This window comes from Plantactinospora siamensis (assembly GCF_042434095.1).
Lineage (GTDB): Bacteria > Actinomycetota > Actinomycetes > Mycobacteriales > Micromonosporaceae > KBS50.
The window spans coordinates 462,208-479,836 of record NZ_JBHLUE010000002.1 but is presented as its reverse complement, the minus strand read 5'-3'; the positions used below and the strand labels follow the sequence as shown (position 1 = coordinate 479,836).

18 protein-coding genes are annotated in these 17,629 nt (G+C 73.2%); 6 read left to right on the top strand and 12 right to left on the bottom strand.

The features are described 5' to 3' along the window. Window positions 1–54 precede the first annotated feature (54 nt). Entirely contained in the window at window positions 55–1,617 is a 1,563-nt protein-coding gene (locus tag ACFFHU_RS03780; protein WP_377335669.1) for an AMP-binding protein, read from the top strand. Between the two features lie 70 nt (window positions 1,618–1,687). Here ACFFHU_RS03780 and ACFFHU_RS03775 read toward each other — a convergent pair whose 3' ends face one another. From ACFFHU_RS03775 to ACFFHU_RS03765, 3 genes are all read right to left on the bottom strand, one after another. After that, the gene (locus ACFFHU_RS03775) at window positions 1,688–2,179 is read right to left on the bottom strand and encodes a GNAT family N-acetyltransferase (RefSeq protein WP_377335667.1); all 492 of its coding nucleotides are present in this window, start codon (window positions 2,177–2,179) and stop codon (window positions 1,688–1,690) included. A gap of 219 nt (window positions 2,180–2,398) precedes the next feature. Further along, window positions 2,399–3,646 carry a phosphoribosylamine--glycine ligase gene (gene purD, locus ACFFHU_RS03770; RefSeq protein WP_377335665.1) on the bottom strand — a complete coding sequence of 416 codons (1,248 nt, stop codon included), beginning with the start codon at window positions 3,644–3,646 and terminating at the stop codon, window positions 2,399–2,401. A gap of 39 nt (window positions 3,647–3,685) precedes the next feature. Next, window positions 3,686–4,972: an adenylosuccinate synthase gene (locus ACFFHU_RS03765; protein WP_377335663.1), complete on the bottom strand. Its 1,287-nt coding sequence runs from the start codon at window positions 4,970–4,972 to the stop codon at window positions 3,686–3,688. A 125-nt stretch (window positions 4,973–5,097) separates the two neighbouring features. On the opposite strand from ACFFHU_RS03765, the gene ACFFHU_RS03760 reads away from it, so the two are divergent. Further along, window positions 5,098–6,096 carry a diacylglycerol kinase family protein gene (locus ACFFHU_RS03760; protein ID WP_377335661.1) on the top strand — a complete coding sequence of 333 codons (999 nt, stop codon included), beginning with the start codon at window positions 5,098–5,100 and terminating at the stop codon, window positions 6,094–6,096. Window positions 6,097–6,153: 57 nt separating this feature from the next. Continuing rightward, on the top strand, window positions 6,154–8,382 hold the full coding sequence (locus ACFFHU_RS03755) for a MinD/ParA family ATP-binding protein (protein ID WP_377335659.1): 2,229 nt from the start codon (window positions 6,154–6,156) through the stop codon (window positions 8,380–8,382). 18 nt (window positions 8,383–8,400) lie between these two features. On the opposite strand, the gene ACFFHU_RS03750 is transcribed toward ACFFHU_RS03755, so the two are convergent. After that, complete coding sequence (locus ACFFHU_RS03750) at window positions 8,401–8,829, bottom strand: DUF3151 domain-containing protein (RefSeq protein WP_377335657.1); 429 nt, start codon at window positions 8,827–8,829, stop codon at window positions 8,401–8,403. Between the two features lie 235 nt (window positions 8,830–9,064). Here ACFFHU_RS03750 and ACFFHU_RS03745 point away from each other — a divergent pair, with 235 nt between their 5' ends. After that, a complete protein-coding gene (locus tag ACFFHU_RS03745; protein ID WP_377336048.1) occupies window positions 9,065–10,354 on the top strand; it encodes an LOG family protein in 1,290 nt (429 codons plus the stop codon). 75 nt (window positions 10,355–10,429) lie between these two features. Here the strand turns inward: ACFFHU_RS03745 and fbaA are convergent, their stop codons facing one another. Together fbaA and ACFFHU_RS03735 are read right to left on the bottom strand one after the other, a co-directional pair. Beyond that, window positions 10,430–11,455, bottom strand: a complete 1,026-nt coding sequence (fbaA, locus tag ACFFHU_RS03740; protein WP_377335655.1) for a class II fructose-bisphosphate aldolase — start codon at window positions 11,453–11,455, stop codon at window positions 10,430–10,432. Between the two features lie 149 nt (window positions 11,456–11,604). Then, window positions 11,605–11,988, bottom strand: a complete 384-nt coding sequence (locus ACFFHU_RS03735) for a phage holin family protein (protein ID WP_377335654.1) — start codon at window positions 11,986–11,988, stop codon at window positions 11,605–11,607. A 177-nt stretch (window positions 11,989–12,165) separates the two neighbouring features. Here ACFFHU_RS03735 and ACFFHU_RS03730 point away from each other — a divergent pair, with 177 nt between their 5' ends. Beyond that, entirely contained in the window at window positions 12,166–12,378 is a 213-nt protein-coding gene (locus tag ACFFHU_RS03730) for a hypothetical protein (protein WP_377335653.1), read from the top strand. Window positions 12,379–12,435: 57 nt separating this feature from the next. Next, on the top strand, window positions 12,436–13,275 hold the full coding sequence (locus tag ACFFHU_RS03725; protein WP_377335649.1) for a DedA family protein: 840 nt from the start codon (window positions 12,436–12,438) through the stop codon (window positions 13,273–13,275). A gap of 251 nt (window positions 13,276–13,526) precedes the next feature. Here ACFFHU_RS03725 and ACFFHU_RS03720 read toward each other — a convergent pair whose 3' ends face one another. The 6 genes from ACFFHU_RS03720 to ACFFHU_RS03695 all read right to left on the bottom strand — a co-directional run bounded on the left by ACFFHU_RS03720 (window position 13,527) and on the right by ACFFHU_RS03695 (window position 17,600). Further along, window positions 13,527–13,904, bottom strand: a complete 378-nt coding sequence (locus tag ACFFHU_RS03720; RefSeq protein WP_007073957.1) for an ArsR/SmtB family transcription factor — start codon at window positions 13,902–13,904, stop codon at window positions 13,527–13,529. A gap of 57 nt (window positions 13,905–13,961) precedes the next feature. Then, window positions 13,962–14,501: an orotate phosphoribosyltransferase gene (gene pyrE / locus ACFFHU_RS03715; RefSeq protein WP_377335647.1), complete on the bottom strand. Its 540-nt coding sequence runs from the start codon at window positions 14,499–14,501 to the stop codon at window positions 13,962–13,964. Between the two features lie 128 nt (window positions 14,502–14,629). Then, window positions 14,630–15,466 (bottom strand): SDR family NAD(P)-dependent oxidoreductase, encoded by an 837-nt coding sequence (locus ACFFHU_RS03710; protein WP_377335645.1) that lies wholly within the window; start codon window positions 15,464–15,466, stop codon window positions 14,630–14,632. Between the two features lie 10 nt (window positions 15,467–15,476). Beyond that, the gene (locus ACFFHU_RS03705; protein WP_377335643.1) at window positions 15,477–16,127 is read right to left on the bottom strand and encodes a hypothetical protein; all 651 of its coding nucleotides are present in this window, start codon (window positions 16,125–16,127) and stop codon (window positions 15,477–15,479) included. Window positions 16,128–16,250: 123 nt separating this feature from the next. Next, window positions 16,251–17,111: a hypothetical protein gene (locus tag ACFFHU_RS03700; protein WP_377335641.1), complete on the bottom strand. Its 861-nt coding sequence runs from the start codon at window positions 17,109–17,111 to the stop codon at window positions 16,251–16,253. A gap of 105 nt (window positions 17,112–17,216) precedes the next feature. Further along, window positions 17,217–17,600, bottom strand: a complete 384-nt coding sequence (locus ACFFHU_RS03695; protein ID WP_377335639.1) for a hypothetical protein — start codon at window positions 17,598–17,600, stop codon at window positions 17,217–17,219. Window positions 17,601–17,629: the final 29 nt, after the last annotated feature.

Genomic DNA, 17,629 nt, shown 5'->3' with positions numbered 1-17,629 from the left:
CGCGAGACACCCCGGAGGAAGGCCCCGATCGATCACTGACCCCAAGGACAGCCTGTGGACCTACCGTTCGTCGTCGCCACCCTCACCCGCCGCGGCATGCTCAGCCCCGGAGCGCCCGGCCGGGTGCTCTCCCAGCTGAACACGCTGCGAAAATGGGGCTACAGCCTGGCCGGCGAGCTACGGCAGGCGGCGGACCGCGACCCGGACCGGGTCGCGCTCGTCGACGATGGTTACGGCAGCATCACGTACGGCGCCCTGCTCCGCCGGGCCGAGCGGCTGGCTGCGGCGTTGCGCAGCTCCCTCGGCCTCGAGGAGGGGCGCCGGATCGGCATCCTGTGCCGCAACCACGGCGGGCTCGTCGAGGCATGCGTGGCGGCGTCCCTGCTGGGCGCCGACTCGGTGCTGGTCAACACCGGCCTGTCCGGGCCACAGCTCGACGTGGTGGCGCAGGAACAGGACCTACGGGTGCTCATCTACGACGCCGAGTTCGCGGACCGCACGGTCGGCCTGCCGGCCCACATCCATCGGGTCGACGAGCGGCGGCACGAGGAACTGATCGCCACCGCGCCGCCGGAGCCGCTCCGGCCGCCGGCCCGCAGCGGCCGCACCATCGTGCTCACCTCCGGCACCACCGGTGCTCCGAAGGGCGCCCGGCGGCGTACGCCGAGCAACTTCGGCCCGCTCGTGTCGATCATCGACCGGATCCCGTTGAACGTCCATGATCGGATGCTGATCACCGCACCGATCTTCCACACCTGGGGTTATGCGGCGCTCCAGCTCGGGTTTGGGCTGCGCGCCACGATCGTGCTGCACCGCCGGTTCGACCCGGTGGCCACCCTCCGGGCCCTCGACCGGCACGACTGCCGGGCGCTGTTCGCCGTACCGGTGATGCTGCAACGCCTGCTGGAGGTGCCGCCGCCGGCGCGCCGTCCCCCGGTCGAGGTGGTGGCCGTGAGCGGCTCCGCGCTGCCCGGCGGGCTCGCGCCGCGGTTCATGGACCTGTACGGCGACGTGCTCTACAACCTGTACGGCTCCACCGAGGTCTCCTGGGCATCGATCGCCACCCCCGCCGACCTGCGGCGCGCCCCGACCACCGCGGGCAGGCCGCCGCACGGCACCCGGCTGGCCATCCTCGACGAGCATGGCGCGCCGGTGCCGCGCGGCCGGACCGGGCGCATCTTCGTGGGCAACGACATGCTGTTCGAGGGCTACACCTCGGGCAACGGCCGGGAGCGGCGGGACGGGCTGATGGACACCGGCGACCTCGGTCACCTGGACGAGCACGGACTGCTGTACGTCGACGGCCGGCAGGACGACATGATCGTCTCCGGCGGCGAGAACGTATTTCCCTCCGAAGTGGAGGACCTGCTGGCCGGCCTGCCGCAGGTCCGCGAGGTGGCCGTCATCGGCGTACCGGATCAGGAGTACGGGCAGCGGCTGGCCGCGTACGTGGTGCTGCACCGGGGCGAGACGCTCGACGCGGAGGCCGTGCGCGAATACGTCCGGCACTACCGGGCGCGGTTCTCGGTCCCCCGGGACGTGTACTTCCCGCCGTACCTGCCGCGCAACGCCACCGGCAAGGTGGTCGCCCGCGACCTCCGCCAGTACCGCGGCTGACCCGCCCGGAAGGAAGGGCCCCTTGTTATCGCTTTTGGTATAGCAAGGGGCCCTTGTTAACGCAGCCTCGTCAGCCAAGCCGGCGGTGCATGATGTGCAGGCCGACGTACCCGTGCTTCGGGTGGTGGAACGCCTCCGGCACGGTGGCCAGCACCTCGAAGCCGAGCGACCGCCACAGCCGCACGGCCCGGGTGTTGGTCTCCACCACCGCGTTGAACTGGATCGCCCGGTAGCCGTCCGACCGGGCCCGCTCGATGACGTACTCGCCGAGGGCCCGACCGGCGCCCTGGCCGGCGTGGTCCGGATCGACCATGAAGCTGGCGCTGGCCACGTGCGCGCCCGGCCCGCCCTGGTTGGGGTTCAGCTTGGCCGAGCCCACCACGACGCCGGAGTCGTCCACCGCCACGAACGTCCGGCCCGGCGGGGCCAGCATCCAGATCTCCCGGGCCCGCTCCTCGGGCATGTCCGGGTCATAGCTGTACGTCTCCCCGGCCGCCACGATCTGCCGGAAGAACGCCCAGATCGCCGGCCAGTCCCCGGCGGTCGCCTCCCTGATCAGCATCCGTCCACCCTGTCTCACCCGGACGTCCGGCGCGACCGCATTAGGGCCCGGCGGTCGGTGGTACGTCAGCGACCTCATGGAAGCCCGGTGAGGTCGCTGACGTTCCACCGACCGGAACGGCCAGGATCTTCCGCCAGCCGACCGCCCGTTCGATGGCGGATCGGTACGACGCGCGGATCCGAGCCCGACCTGGGGTGGCGGGATGGTCCGGGGCGCGACTCAGCCTGGGAGGCCGATCCGGTGCTCGGCGGCGGCCAGCGCGATGTCGTGACGGTACTGGGCATCGGCCAGGCCGATGCCGTCGACCAGGGCGTACGCGGCCTCGCGGGCGGCCACCAGCCCGGTCGCGACGGCCGTACAGGCCAGTACCCGGCCGCCGGCCGAGACCAGGGTGCCGTCGGCCGATCGGGCGGTACCGGCGTGGATCACGCCGGGGCGCTCGGCGCCGGTGATCGGGTCGCCCGTCCGGGGCGTACCCGGGTAGCCGGCCGCGGCGACGACCACCGTGACGGCCGCGCCCGGCCGCCACCGCAGCTGCGGGTGTGCGGCCAGCGTGCCGGTGGCCGCAGCGTGCAGCAGGGCACCGAGCGGGCTGTCGAGCAGCGTGAGCACGACCTGCGTCTCCGGATCACCGAACCGGGCGTTGAACTCGATCACCTTGGGTCCGCTAGCGGTGAGCGCGAGACCCACGTAGAGCAGGCCGACGAACGGCGTACCGCGGCGGCGCAGCTCGGCCAGGGTGGGCCCCACCACCCGGGCCAGTACGTCGTCGACCAGGCCGGCCGGCGCCCACGGCAGTGGTGCGTACGCCCCCATGCCACCGGTGTTCGGCCCGGTGTCGCCGTCACCGATCCTCTTGAAGTCCTGGGCCGGCAGCAGCGGGACGGCCGCCTCCCCGTCCGTCACCACGAAGAGCGAGACCTCCGGGCCGGCCAGGTGCTCCTCGATGACCACCCGGCCGCATTCGGCGGCGTGCCGCTCGGCGGCCGTCCGGTCGTCGGTCACCACCACACCCTTGCCGGCGGCCAGGCCGTCGTCCTTGACCACGTACGGCGCGCCGAACTCGTCCAGCGCCGCGGCCACCTCGGCGGGGTTCTCGCAGGTCCGGGCCCGGGCCGTGGGCACCCCGGCGGCAGCCATGATCTCCTTGGCGAAGGTCTTCGAGCCCTCGAGGTGCGCGGCCGCCGCCGACGGACCGAACACCGCGATGCCCTTGGCGCGTACGGCATCTGCGACCCCAGCCACCAGCGGCGCCTCCGGGCCGATCACCACGAGATCGACGGCGGTCTCCACGGCGAGCGCGGCCACCGCGGCCGGATCGGTGGTCCGCACCTCCCGCAGCTCGGCCAGCGTGGCGATGCCCGGGTTGCCGGGCGCGGCGATCAGGTGGTCGACGCTCGGGTCGGTGGCCAGGCCGAGGGCCAGGGCGTGCTCCCGCCCACCCCCGCCGAGAAGAAGTACGCGCACGACCCCGCATCCTACGGGTCGCCTCGGCTGCGCCGGCCCTCAGAGGAGGTCGTGACGGACCACGTTCTCCTCGCGGCCGGGGCCTACGCCGATGACGCTGACCCGGGTGCCGCAGAGCTGCTCGATCCGCTCGATGTAGCGGCGGGCGTTGAGCGGCAGCTCGTCCCAGGAGCGGGCCTTGGAGATGTCCTCCCACCAGCCGTCGAGCTCCTCGTACACCGGCTTGGCGTGGTGGAACGCGGTCTGCGTCATGGGCATGTCGTCCACCCGCTCGCCGGAGATCTCGTAGCCGACGCAGATCGGCACCTTTTCCAGGCCGGTGAGCACGTCCAGCTTCGTCACCACGAGGTCGGTGACGCCGTTGAGCCGGCAGGCGTACCGGGCCACCACGGCGTCGAACCAGCCGCACCGCCGCTCCCGGCCGGTGGTGGTGCCGTACTCCACGCCGACCTTGCGCAGGTGCTCGCCGTTCGCGTCGAACAGCTCGGTCGGGAATGGCCCGGCGCCGACCCGGGTGGTGTACGCCTTGCTCACCGCGATCACCTGGCCGATGGCGGTCGGCGGGATGCCAGCGCCCACGCAGGCCCCGCCGGCGGTCGGGTTCGACGAGGTCACGAACGGATAGGTGCCGTGATCCATGTCCAGCATGGTCGCCTGGGCGCCCTCCAGCAGCACGTTCTCGCCGCGGTCCAGGGCGTCCCAGAGCAGCGCCCGGGTCTCGGTGATGTACGGCCGCAGCCGCGCCGCGTACTCGAGGTACTCCTCGGCCACCGCGTCGGCGTCGATGGCCTTGCGGTTGTAGACCTTGAACAGCATCTGGTTCTTCTCGCGCAGCACGAGGTCGAGCTTCTTGCGCAGGATGCCGGGGTCGAGCAGGTCCTGGACCCGGATGCCCATCCGGGCCACCTTGTCGCCGTACGCGGGACCGATGCCGCGACCGGTGGTGCCGATCCGGGCCGACCCGAGGTAGCGCTCGACCACCCGGTCCAGCGCCCGGTGGTGGGGCATGATCAGGTGCGCGTCGCCGGAGATCCGCAGCCGGGACACGTCGACACCGCGCGCGGCGAGGCCGTCGATCTCCTCGAGCAGGACCTTCGGGTCCACCACCACGCCGTTGCCGATTACGATCTTGGCGTTCGGGGAGAGCGCACCCGAAGGCATCAGGTGCAGGGCGTACTTTTGGCCGTCCGGGGTGATCACCGTGTGCCCGGCGTTGTTGCCGCCCGAGTAGCGGACGACGTAGTGAACCCGCTCCCCGAGCAGGTCGGTAACCTTGCCCTTGCCCTCGTCGCCCCACTGTGCGCCGATGAGCACGATCGCTGGCATCGTGAAACCGCCTCCAAGGGGCTCGGGTGCCCAGGTGGCGACCGCGCGACAAGCCCGGTGAGTCAGGTTAACAACTAGTGGTGGTCCGGGCCGCAGCGGCCGGATCATCGAAGGAGGCCCCGGCCGTGTACGACGTGGTGCTGCTCGCCCTCGGCTCCGACCGCGCGGGCTCGGAGGGCTGCGGCTCCGACCGCCCGGGCTCGGACGGCTGCGGCGGGGACGGCTGCGCGGATGCGCCCCGGGTGCCCGTGCTGGCCTGCGCCGACGCCCTCACCCGGGCGGGCGCCCGGGTGAGCACGGTCACGGCCCACTCGGACGCCGAGATCGATGCCGCGCTCGCCCGCCTGGACGGGTCGCCCCGGCCGGACGGGCTCAGCTGGCCGGACTCCGACGGCAAGGCCAGGCTGGTGGTGGCGGTGGCCAGCGACGGCCAGTTGCGGGCCGTCCTGCGCCGGCTGGTGCGCCGGTACGCGCCACCGCCCAGCCGCCGCCCGGCGGACCTTGCCCCCAACCGCACGATTCCGGACCTGCCGGCGATCGGACTGCTGCCGCTCGATCCGGCCCGGGGTCCGGGGTCCGGCGCCACCGACCTGATCGCCCAGCTCGGCCTGCCGAGGAGCCCCGCGGAGGTGGCCGGCGCGGTGCTGACCGGCCGGGTCCGGCGGCTGGATCTGCTGCGCAACGATGGCGGCTCGGTGACCCTGGACGGCGCCCTGATCGGCGGCGCGGACGAGAGCGGAACGCCCCGGCCGTGGCAGGGTCGGGTCGAGGTGGACGGCGCCGTGCTGTCCGACGGGCAGGAGCAACTGCTGGCCTGCGTCGTCGGCAACGCCGGGGGGTACGCCGAGGTGGAGGGGGTGCCGCTGCTGACGGCCACCGATCCGGCCGACGGGCTGGTGGAGGTGGCCGTGGCGGTGCCGGTGGTCGCGCGCTCCGGCTGGACCCGCCGCCCCCGGGTCCGCGTCGAGATCCGTCGCGCCCGGGGTCGCGCGGTGGCGGTGAACCCGCGTACCGAACGGGTGTCCTACCTGGACGACGGGGTGGGCGGCGAGCTGACCAGGAAGCGGTCCTGGTGGGTCGAGCCCGGGGCATGGGCGGTTTTCGACCCGAGCGTGTCCGGGTAGCTCGATCGACCGGGATCCGTGCCGTACTGCCCGGCGGGCATATCCTCGGCATGGGAGATGGGGGAGGTATCCGTGGTGCACGACGACAGGGTGTACGTGCCCGGCCAGGGAGGCTCGGGTCCGCAGCGGGCCGGTGAGCCGTTCTGGCCGCCGGAGGAGGAGACCGATCCGGAGGCGCGGGAGATCCACCGCGGCACGCCGCCGGCCGCCGACCCCGCGAGCGCGTCCGGGCCGTCGTCCGGCACGCCGGCACCCGGATCGGGTACGCCACCCGTACCGTCCTGGCTGCGGGAACGGCCGGCCGGCGAGGGCGCCGAGCCGGCGTACGCCGGCGGCGACCAACCGACTCCCGGCGACGCGCCGTCCTGGGCGACCACCCAGCCGCTGCCGCCGTGGGTCACCGCGTCCCAGCCCGGGATCGACGACCAGGCGACGCCGGACGCCAGCGCGCCGTTGCCGCCCGCGCCGGACATTCCGGGAATCCCCCCGGTCATCAGGCCCGCGCCGGGCGCCGGCCTGCCCGCCGACCCGCCCCCGGCCCCGACCGGCGACCTGCCCACCCGGGCGTGGCCGGTGATCGGGCCGCGGGACGCCCCGGCCGGCGACGGCCCGGATTTCACCCCGCCCAGCGGTGGGCCCGTGGGCCCACCGGCGGCCGGCGGATCGGTGAAGCTCGGTCCGGCCGCGGCCGGACCGAACGGCGCGGGCGGCCTCGCCCAGCCGTTCGACCACGACGATCCGCCCACCGGGCCGGACAGCAGCGGGCCGCCCGGCGCGCCGGACGGCCCGGCCGGCCCACCGGCGGGACCTGTCCGACCGGAGGCGGCGTCTCCGTGGGCACAGCCGCCCGCCCGGCCGCCGGCGCCGGGGGCCGAGACGGCGGTCACCGATCCCGGTCCATGGCCCGGCGAGGCACCGCCGGGTCCGTCACCGTGGCCCGGCGAGGCCGCGCCGCCTGCGGAGGTTGCCTTCCCCGGGCCGGCCGCCTTCGCCGCGGAGCCCGGGTCGCCCGCGGAGGCGACCTTCACCGGGGAGGCGGATCCGCCCGGGCCCTGGCCGGGGGAGCCGAGCTGGCACGCCTCGCCGGCGCAGCCCGATTGGGCCGGGCCGGCCCGGCCGTTGCCGCCGGTGTCGCGGCCGGACGGCCCGCCGCCGCAGGTCGAGGGCGCGCGGTTCGACGGGCCGGAGGAACCGCCGCATCCCGGCCCGTACCCGCCACAGCCGCCGACCTGGACGCCGCCGCCCGGCTACGGCGCGGCGGCCGGCTACCCGGCGCCGCCAGGCCCGGCGCCGACCCCGGGCTATCCCGGCGCCCCCGCCGCCGGCGAGTACGACGACACGCCGTGGGTGCCCGACCCGTCGGTGCCGACGGCCGAGGAGTTCGCCCAGCGCCGGGCGGTCCGGCCGGCCGACCCGGTGGCCACCATGGGGGTCCGGGCGGCCGTCAACAAGCTGGGCCTGGTGCGGCTCGCCCCGAGCCGGCACGAGCAGGACATCAAGCGCGACATCGAGATGGTCCGCCGCAACTTCGGCGGGCTGCGTCAGGTGACGGTGGTCAACCCCAAGGGCGGCGCCGGCAAGACCGTGGCCATCCTGCTGCTGGCGATGACCTTCGGCCAGAAGCGCGGCGGGTACGTGCTGGCCTGGGACAACAACGAGACCCAGGGCACCCTCGGGATGCGGGCCCAGCAGGACTTCCACTCCCGTACGGTCCGTGACCTGCTGCGGGACCTGGGCCAGTTCCAGGGCGCGCACGGCCGGATCGGGGACCTCTCCCAGTACGTCCGCGCGCAGGGCGAGGGCATGTTCGACGTGCTGGCCTCCGACGAGTCGGCCACCGGCGGCGAGATGCTGACGGCCCGGGCCTTCGGGGAGATCCGCGAGGTCGTCAGCCGGTTCTACAAGTTGATCTTCGTGGACACCGGGAACAACGTGCGGGCGCAGAACTGGCAGGCGGCCATCGACGCCACCGACCAGTTGCTGATCACGATGTCCGCCCGGAACGACTCCGCCGAGACGGCGGCCCGGATGCTCGACCACCTCGAGCAGAGCGGCCGGCACCGGCTCGTCCGGCAGGCCGTGACGGTGGTCTCCATGCCGCCGTCCCGCAAGGAGATCGACCTGCCGGCCATCGAGCGGCACTTCGCGGCCCGGACCCGGGCGGTGCTGCTGGCGCCATACGAGCGGCTCATCGACACCGGCGAGCCGATGCGGTACGGGCAGCTCACCTCGGCCACCCGGGACGCCTGGCTCAAGATCGCCGCGGCGGTGGCCGAGGGACTGTAACGGGCCTCGGCGGCCGGGTCAGCTGCCGGCCAGCGCGTCCCCGGCGGCCGGGTCGCAGTCCCGGAGGAACTGGGCGCACCGGGCCGCCTCGTCGGACTCACCGATCTCGCCGGCGGCCCGGGAGAGCAGGTAGAGGCAGCGCAGGAAGCCCCGGTTGGGCGCGTGTGACCAGGGCACCGGGCCGTGGCCCTTCCAGCCGCTGCGCCGCAACTGGTCCAGCCCGCGGTGGTATCCGGTGCGGGCGTACGCGTACGCGGCCACCACCTGGCCCTCGTCCAGCGCCCGCCCGGCCAGGGCGGCCCAGCCGGCGCTGAAGGCCGGAAACTCCGCGGCCACCGCGGCGTACGCCTCGTCGGTGTTCTGCGCGTCGGCTCCGGCGAGGACCGCCTCGGCGGCCTCGTCGGTCGGCAGGAGCGTTGCCGGCGGCTCGGGCAAGAGGTTCTGCATCGGCCCATTCAACCCGCTCGGAGCGGGGGTGGGCACACCGGGGCGGTGGTGGGCTGGCTGAACGGTGGAGGAGATCCACCCGGTACGCCGGTGCGGCCGGCCGCGCGCTGCACTAAAACTGAGGGTCCGGAGCCTCCCCAGGAACCGGCGGCGAGAGCCCGGCGACCAGTCGCCGGGCTCTCGCCCTGTCCGGACACCGCCCCGGCGCGGCCCCCGGCGCCGGCCGACCGGCATGATGGCGGTCGTGCCCAGCCCTCCGCCACCCGAGATCGTGGAACCGCACGACACCACGCCGAACGAGATCGAATCCCGGGCCGAACTCGAACCCCACCTGCGGGCCGGCAGCTTGGCCGGGCTCACCGTGCAGGGACTGCGGCTGGATCAGCATCCGGCGCCGGACCTGGTCGGGGTCGACGTCACCGACACGCTCTTCGTGGGCTGCCACTTCGCCGACCCGGAGGTCGAGGCGGCGCTGGTGAGGCGCGGGGCGCACGTCGTACCGCCGTTCCGGGACGTGCCCTACCCCACCCAGCCGGCCCGGCTCTACACCGCCGACGACCTGACCGCGGGGTTCGCCGAGGGTGGCTTCGCGACCATGTACGACACCCGGGTGTACGAGCACTTCCGGCACACCGGTGGGGCGCTGCCGCCGGTCCGGGAGGCGCTGGCGCAGCGGCTGCACGATCACGGGATCGACAACGCGCTGGCCGACGCGATCCGCTCCTGGCTCGCCGCGCACGGGCCGGCGACCGTGGTGGGCATCATGGGCGGGCACGCGGTGCTGCGCGGCGAGCCCGCGTACCGGATGGCCGCCGCGCTCGGCTGGCAGCTGGCCCGGGCCGACCGGCTGGTGGTCACCGGCGGCGGCCCCGGGGTGATGGAGGCGGCCAACCTCGGCGCATTCCTCGCGAGCCGGCCCACCGACGACCTCGGCGCGGCGATCGACCTGCTGGCCACCGCGCCCGACTTCGCGGACCACGGACCGTACACGGCCGCGGCGCTGGCAGTCCGGGACCGCTTCCCGGCCCCGGCCGTCGTGCCCCGGTCCCGCCCACCGGCGGAGGCCGAGCCGGGTCCGTCCGGGTCGCGGGTCCCGGTGCCGCCGGCCTGGGCGCGCCGGGGCGGATTGGCCATCCCGACCTGGCTGTACGGCCACGAGCCGGCCAACCTGTTCGCCGGGCGGATCGCGAAGTACTTTTCGAACGCCATCCGGGAGGACACCATCCTGCGGCTGGCCCGTGGCGGCATCGTCTTCGCCCCCGGTCAGGCCGGGACCGTACAGGAGGTGTTCCAGGCGGCCACGAAGACGTTCTATGGCACGGACGGCGCCAGCGGTCCGTACGTCTTCCTGGGCCGGGACTACTGGACCCGGACGCTGCCGGTTGAGAGCCTGCTGCGGCCGCTGCTGGCCGGCGCCCGGGGCGGCGACCTGAGCCCGCTCATCCAGGTCACCGACGACCTGACCGAGGCGGTCCGGCTGCTCACCGCCGCGCCGGCAACGCCCCCCACACCGCCGTCGAGCTAGGGCATGTCGAGCCGGGGCACACGGTCGCGATCGGAGATCAACCAGCGACCACATGCCCCAGCTCGACCCTGCCGGCTACTTGCCGATCTTCGTGCCGGTCGAGCGCAGCGCCTCGCAGGCCTCGACCACCCGGGCGGCCATCCCGGCCTCGGCGGCCTTGCCCCAGACGCGCGGGTCGTACATCTTCTTGTTGCCGACCTCGCCGTCGACCTTCAGCACGCCGTCGTAGTTGCGCAGCATGTGGTCGGCCACCGGCCGGGTGAAGGCGTACTGGGTGTCGGTGTCGATGTTCATCTTCACCACGCCGTAGTCCAGCGCCTCGCGGATCTCCGACAGCAGCGAACCGGACCCGCCGTGGAAGACCAGGCTGAGCGGCTTCTCCTTGCCGTACTTGGCGCCCACCGCCTCCTGGATGTTCTTCAGCACCTCGGGGCGCAGCTTCACGTTGCCGGGCTTGTAGACGCCATGCACGTTGCCGAAGGTGAGCGCGGCCATGTAGCGGCCCTTCTCGCCGAGGCCGAGCGCATCCACCATGGCCAGGCCGTCCTCGACCGTGGTGTAGAGCTTCTCGTTGATGGCGTTCTCGACGCCGTCCTCCTCGCCGCCGACGACGCCGACCTCGATCTCCAGCACGATCTTGGCCTCGGCGGCCCGGTCCAGCAGCTCGCTGGCGATCTCCAGGTTCTCGGCGACCGGCACGGCGGAGCCGTCCCACATGTGCGACTGGAACAGCGGCTCCTCGCCGCGGCTCACCCGCTCCTTGGACAGCTGCATGAGCGGCCGGACGAACTTGTCCAGCTTGTCCTTCGGGCAGTGGTCGGTGTGCAGCGCGACGTTGACCGGGTAGTTCCGGGCCACCTCGCGGGCGTACGCGGCGAACGCCGCGGCGCCGGTCACCATGTCCTTGATGGTGGGACCGGAGAGGTAGTCGGCGCCGCCGGTGGAGACCTGCACGATGCCGTCACTCTCCGCCTCCGTGAACCCCTGCAGGGCGGCGTTCAGGGTCTGCGACGACGTCACGTTGATCGCGGGGTACGCGAACCGGCCGGCCTTGGCCCGGTCGAGCATCTCGGCGTACACCTCGGGCGAAGCGATGGGCATCTCGAAGGCTCCTTACTCATATCGCTCTGGGCCCCGGCGGGCCGCTGTCCTGGGCGGGTGCGCCTGACCGCGTTGTCTGCGTGCCGGCAGTATCCCGTAGCGCACCGGCGTGGGCACAACCGACCGGTACCCGTCCCACGCCCCCCGATTCACCCGCGCTCGGCCCGGTCGGGGACCACGAGGCTGATGATCCAGCTGAGCACCGCCATGACGATCGCACCCCAGAACGCCGCCCAGAAGCCGTTCACCGAGAACGGCAGGTGGGACCGCTCGGCGATCCAGCCGGTCAGCAGGAAGAGCAGCGCGTTGACGACCAGCGCGAACAGGCCGAGCGTGACGACGTAGAACACGCAGCCGACCACCCGGATGATCGGCTTCAGCACGGCGTTGACCACGCCGAAGATCAGGGCCACCACGAGCACGGTGCCGGCCTTGCCGCCGGCCGTGCGGGCCGTCACGTCGATCCCGTCGACGACCAGGGTGGTGACCCACAGCGCGAACGCGTTGATCACGAGCCGGATCAGGAACGCCACGCTCCCATCCTGGCACCCGACGGCCGCCGCCGGCCGTCAATTCGCCGACCCGCGCGGTTCCGGGCCGGCCCCCGCGGTTTCGTCCCGGGCGCAACGGGCAGGAGAGTCGGTCGCGGGCGACCGGCACAGCCCGTACGGTGGATGGACCGTTCCGTGATCGGCGACAGAGGAGGCGGGATGACCCAGCCAGACGAGGACTTCGCCCCGGGCGACCACCTCACGCCGGAGGAACGCGACCCGGAGGCGCCGGAGGACGACGCCGTGGAGCAGGCGACGGTCGCGGACCCGAGCGCCGAGCCGGACGTACCGCACCGCGGGCTCGAGGTCGACGACTGGGACGCCATGGAACAGGCCCGGGTGGTCGGCCCGGACGACGACTACGACCACTGACGGAGGCCGCCGGTGGCCGGGGCGGCCGCCCGGCACTCACGCCCGGCGCCCCGGCCGATGCCGGTACCCTTTGTGCCCGTGGACACCGCCGAGCACATCCGCGCACTCTCCGACAACCTGGCGATCAACCCGCTTGATCCGAAGGACCTGTTGCACACCTTCGGGCTGATCGGGGTCTGCGTGATCCTCTTCGCCGAGACGGGTCTCCTGGTGGGGTTCTTCTTCCCGGGGGACTCGCTGCTGTTCCTGGCCGGCGTGGCGGCGTCGTCGGTGGCCGACGCCATCTTCGGTGGTGGGACCCGGCTGTCGCTGCCCGCGCTGCTCATCGGCGGTCCGATCTGCGCGATCCTCGGCGCCCAGCTCGGGCACTTCCTTGGCGCCCGGTACGGCCGCCGGATGTTCGAGCGGCCGAACTCCCGGCTGTTCAAGCGGGAGTACGTCGAAAAGGCGGAGTACTACTTCCGCAAGTTCGGCCCGGCCAAGGCGGTGGTGCTGGCTCGTTTCATCCCGATCGTGCGGACCTTCCTGAACCCGGTGGCCGGGGTGCTCGGCATGCCGGCCCGGCAGTTCCTGGTGTGGAACATCGTCGGGGCCGTGCTCTGGGTGGACGGCATCCTGCTGATCGGCTACCTGCTGGCCCGGCAGATCTACGACGCCATCGGCGATCAGATCGACAAGTACATCCTGCCGGTCGTCGCGGTGATCATCCTGATCTCGGTGCTGCCCATCCTGCTGGAGCTGCTGCGGGACCGACGGTCCCGGCGACGGGCAAAGGCGCTGGAGGTGGTGGCCTCGTCCGGCGCGGCCGGCGCCGCCGAGACGCTGCGCGGCGAGCACCAGGACGACCGCGAGCGCGGGCAGCACAGCCCGCGGCACCGGCACGACGGCGGACGCTGACCGCCCGACGGCACGGCGCGGGATCCGCTCGGAGACACGACGTCGCTGATGTTGGGTCCCGGGATTTCCCGGACACCCGACATCAGCGACAGGCTTGGTGCTGACCGCGACGGCGCGCGGAGGCGCCGCACGGCACCCCGAGGGATGTCACGCGCAGCGTGTAGCTGACGGTCGCCCAATGCGCATCCGAACCGCGGACGGGCATCGGACGACCGTCGTCCGGCGGCGTGATCCGCCGCCGAACCCGAAGCTCAGCGAGCCTTCTTGGTGGCGCGCTTACGCGGCGGGGTGAGCAGATCGGCGATCGTGGCGATCGCCGTCGGCACCAGCCGGTAATACGCCCACACGCCCCGCTTCTCCCGCTCGAGCAGACCCGCCTCGGTCAGGATTCGCAGGTGGTGGCTCACCGTCGGCTGGGAGAGTCCGAGCGGCGCGGTGAGGTCACACACGCACGCCTCGCCCTCGGGCGCCGACTGGATGAGGCTGAGCAGCCGCAGCCGAGCCGGGTCGGCGAGTGCCTTGAGCACTCCCGCCAGTCGCTCGGCGTCGGCACGTTCGATCGGCTCGCCGGCAAGCGGCGAGATCTGAGGCATTGTCATTTCGGCCAACGCAGTTCCCACGTATTCCATCCTTCCACTTGCAGCATCGACCCGCCTGCATATCAGCAGATCCGAATCGGCAAACTTTTACGCCAGAAGGCCGAGGTCAGCCATCGTGTAGGCCGCCCGGTAGGGCAATCCGGCGTCCCGCACCGCTTCGCCGGCTCCACGATCGACGATAACCGCCACTCCCACGACCTCGGCGCCAACTTCGCGTAACGCCTCGACGGCGGTCAGCACACTCCCCCCCGTGGTCGACGTGTCCTCCACGGCAAGGACCCGACGACCCGCCACGCCCGGTCCCTCGATCCGCCGTTGCAGCCCGTGTGTCTTCGCGGACTTGCGGACGACGAACGCGTCGAGCGACCCGCCCAGCGACGCCCCCGCGTGCAACATGGCCGCGGCGACCGGGTCAGCTCCGAGGGTCAACCCGCCGACCGCGTCGTACTCCCAGTCACGGGTGAGGTCGAGCAGCACCCGACCGACCAACGGGGCGGCCGCGTGATGCAGCGTGACCCGACGGAGATCGATGTACCAATCCGCCTCGCGGCCCGACGACAACACCACCGGTCCATGGATCACAGCCAGGTCGGTGATGAATTTACGCAGGTCGTCGTGGTCCCCCATGCCGCAGGATCGTACTGCCCGAGTCTGAGAACTCGTTGAGTGCCCCGGCCGCACCGGCCGAGCCGCGCGGCGGCCCACATCGACGTACGACTGTCCGCCGCGCCGGCCCGGCCACCGGCCGTGACGGTTCAGCCCTGGTCGCGGCCGAGCCGTCCGCGGGTGTCCCGGGCGACGCCCTGGAGCAACCGCCGCGGCGTGTGCCGCAGGCCGAAGACGGCGAGCTTGTACTTCCAGTCCGGAACGCTGACCAGCCGCCCTTTCTGCAGGTCACGCAGGCCTTCGGCGACCACATCGTCGGCACGCAGCCAGAGCCAGGGGGGCGTCTTGGTCATGTTGATCCCGGCCCGGTCGTGGAACTCGGTGCGCGTGTAGCCCGGGCACAGCGCCAGCACCCGTACGCCGAACGGCCGCACGGACTGGGCCACCGACTCGCTGAAGTTGGTCACCCAGGCCTTGCTCGACGAGTAGGTCGAGCCGGGCATCACCGCACCGAAACCGGCAACCGAAGAGACATTTATCACTGCCCCACGACGCCGTTCCACCATGCCAGGCAGGACCGCGTGGGTCAGTCGGAGCACCGCATGCACGTTCAACCGCAGCAGCCGGATCTCGTCCTCGACGGCGGACCGCAGGAACGGCCGGTTCAGGCTGATGCCCGCGTTGTTCACCAGCATCTCGACCGGGTCCGCGCCGTCGCGCAGCCGGTCCGCCACCGCCGCGCAGCCGTCCTCGCTGGCCAGATCCGCCGGCAGCACCTCGACGGCCGTGGAGTGCCGCGCGGTCAACTCGGCCGCGGTGCCCGCCAACCGGTCGCCGTCCCGGGCTACCAGCACCAACCGGCGGCCGTCGGCGGCGAGCCGGCGCGCGAAGGCCGCACCGATCCCCGAGGTGGCGCCGGTGATCAGCGCGGTGCCGCCATCCCGGGCGGCGACGGCGGGCGCGGGAACGGGCTCGGCCTCGGTCACTGTCGGTTCCTCATCTCACCGGTCGGTCGGCGGCCGGGAAGTCCGCATCGGTCCGGTCGAAGTACGCGTTGGCCGCCGGCAGCGCCAGCAGCAGCGCCACCACAAGGTAGCCGAGGGCCTGGCCCGTCGACAGCGCGGCGCCGAGCGGCGCCCACCAGGCCGGGTACGCCCCGGCCGCGGCCCGGACGAGCTGCTCGGTTGCCAGGTCCTCGGGCCGGAAGTCCAGCGGTACGACCCGCTGCAGGCCGGTGACCGCCAGGGCGCCACAGCCGAGCAGCAGCCCGATGGCGCTGACGGCCCAGACGGCCAGCCGGGACCCGCGGGTGCCGCGGAGCAGACCGAGGGCCAGCAGGCCCAGCAACACGGCCATGCCCACCGCGATCAACGTGGCCAGCGCCGCCGCGCCGCGGATGAGCGTCACGGCGACGGTGAGCTGGGCGTGGTCGGCGGCCGTGCTGGCCGTTGCCGACCGGAACCGGGCCACGGTGCCACTCAGGATCGACAGTCCGATCAGGGCGTGCACCAGCCCGACCGCGGCCATCAGGGTCAGCAGCGCCGCCGCGCCGGTCACGGCGACCGGCCGACGCCGGCCCGGGCGGACCGGCGCGGCCGGCCGGTGTGGATCCGCCTCGGCGACCGGCGCCGATCCTGGGTACGACACGGGCGATCCCTCCGGGTTTGCGGTTGGTTCGCAACCTACCCGGAGGGATCGCCCGGCGGAACGTCAGCCGCACCGGTACGCCGCGCCGTCGGTCCGGTCGGCGGCGCGCCAGGGGCGGGCGCGCTACCGCGCCGGCGGACCGGCCTCGTCCTCCGGCCGGTCACCGTGCGATCCGGGGCCGAACGACCCGGGCCCGTGCGTTCCGGGACCCTGCCCCTCGGCGCCGTAGCCGCCGGGGCCCTCCGCCGGCGGGGGCGGCGTGCCCTCGCCCGCCTGGCCCTGGCCCGGCTGCCACTGGCCCGGCTGGCCGGACGACGGCGGGTAGCCGGGGGTCTGGGACTCGCCGGGCGCCGACGGGTATCCGGGGGTCTGCGGGTACGGGTAGGCGGCCCCCGGGGTCGGCGGCTCGAACCCGGGCTGCGGCTTCCGGAAGAACGCGTTGGAGGCGGGCAGGGCGAGCAGGATGATCACCGCAAGCAGGGCGAGCACCGCGAGCACCGACAGGATCGCGGCGACCGGCCCGTACCAGGACGGCAGCACGTCGTTCAGCCGGTTCTGCACCTCGGTGGCGCTGGGCACGTCGGCGTTGCCGCCGTTGCCGCCCATCGAACCGGTCAGGCCGCGGCCGGCCAGCCCGCCGCCGGTGCAGCAGACGCCGATGCCGGCCAGCACCCAGGTCACGATGCGCGAGGCGTTCTTGCCGCGGTTGTTGAACATGCCGAGAACCACGTAGGCGACCGCGAGCAGCAACGAGACCACGACGCCGACGATCGCGCCGACCGTGGCGAACGACTCGGCGCCCTCCGCGGAGGTGCCGGCGTACAACTCCTTGTAGACGCTATTGATCTTGCCGAGAACGGACAACGCCACGATCGCGCTGATCACCTGCAGAGCGGCGACCGCGTACAGCAGATATGTCGAGATGGTGACGCTGCTCGATCGCACACCGGGCGCCGGCGCGGCCGGATTGCTCGGTTCCGACACGGGCTCTCCCTTCCTAGATCCACGAGATTGGTCATCGATACCCTGCCAGCGTTGGGCGACAAACGGCAGGGGACCCGCCGACCGGATCCTGCGGGGAGCCCGGGCTCAGTCCTCGTCCGGGCGCAGCCGGTCCCGGGCGTACTCGCCGAGGGTGGTGCGGCCCATGACGCAGCCGACGAACGTGGTCAGCTCGCCGCGGTCCTCGGTCAGCGACTCCCAGGCCGCCCGTGCCGCGGCCGCGTCGAACCGACCGAGCAGGCTGGCGGCGTACGCCTTGCCGGCCGGGGAGCCGTCGGCCAGGATCGTGGTCAGCCGCTCCCGCAGTTCCTCGGCGCGGTCCGGCAGCAGCCGTTCGAGGGCCTCGTACGCGGCCGTGGGTGGCAGGGTCTGGCCGGCGAAGCCCACCCCACCGAAGGCGAGGGTGTCGGCCTCCGCCAACTCCCGGATCGCGTCGTCGAGTTCCCGGTCCCGCTTGCCTCGTCCCAGCATGCCCACTCCCTTTCCCCACCCGCCCGGCA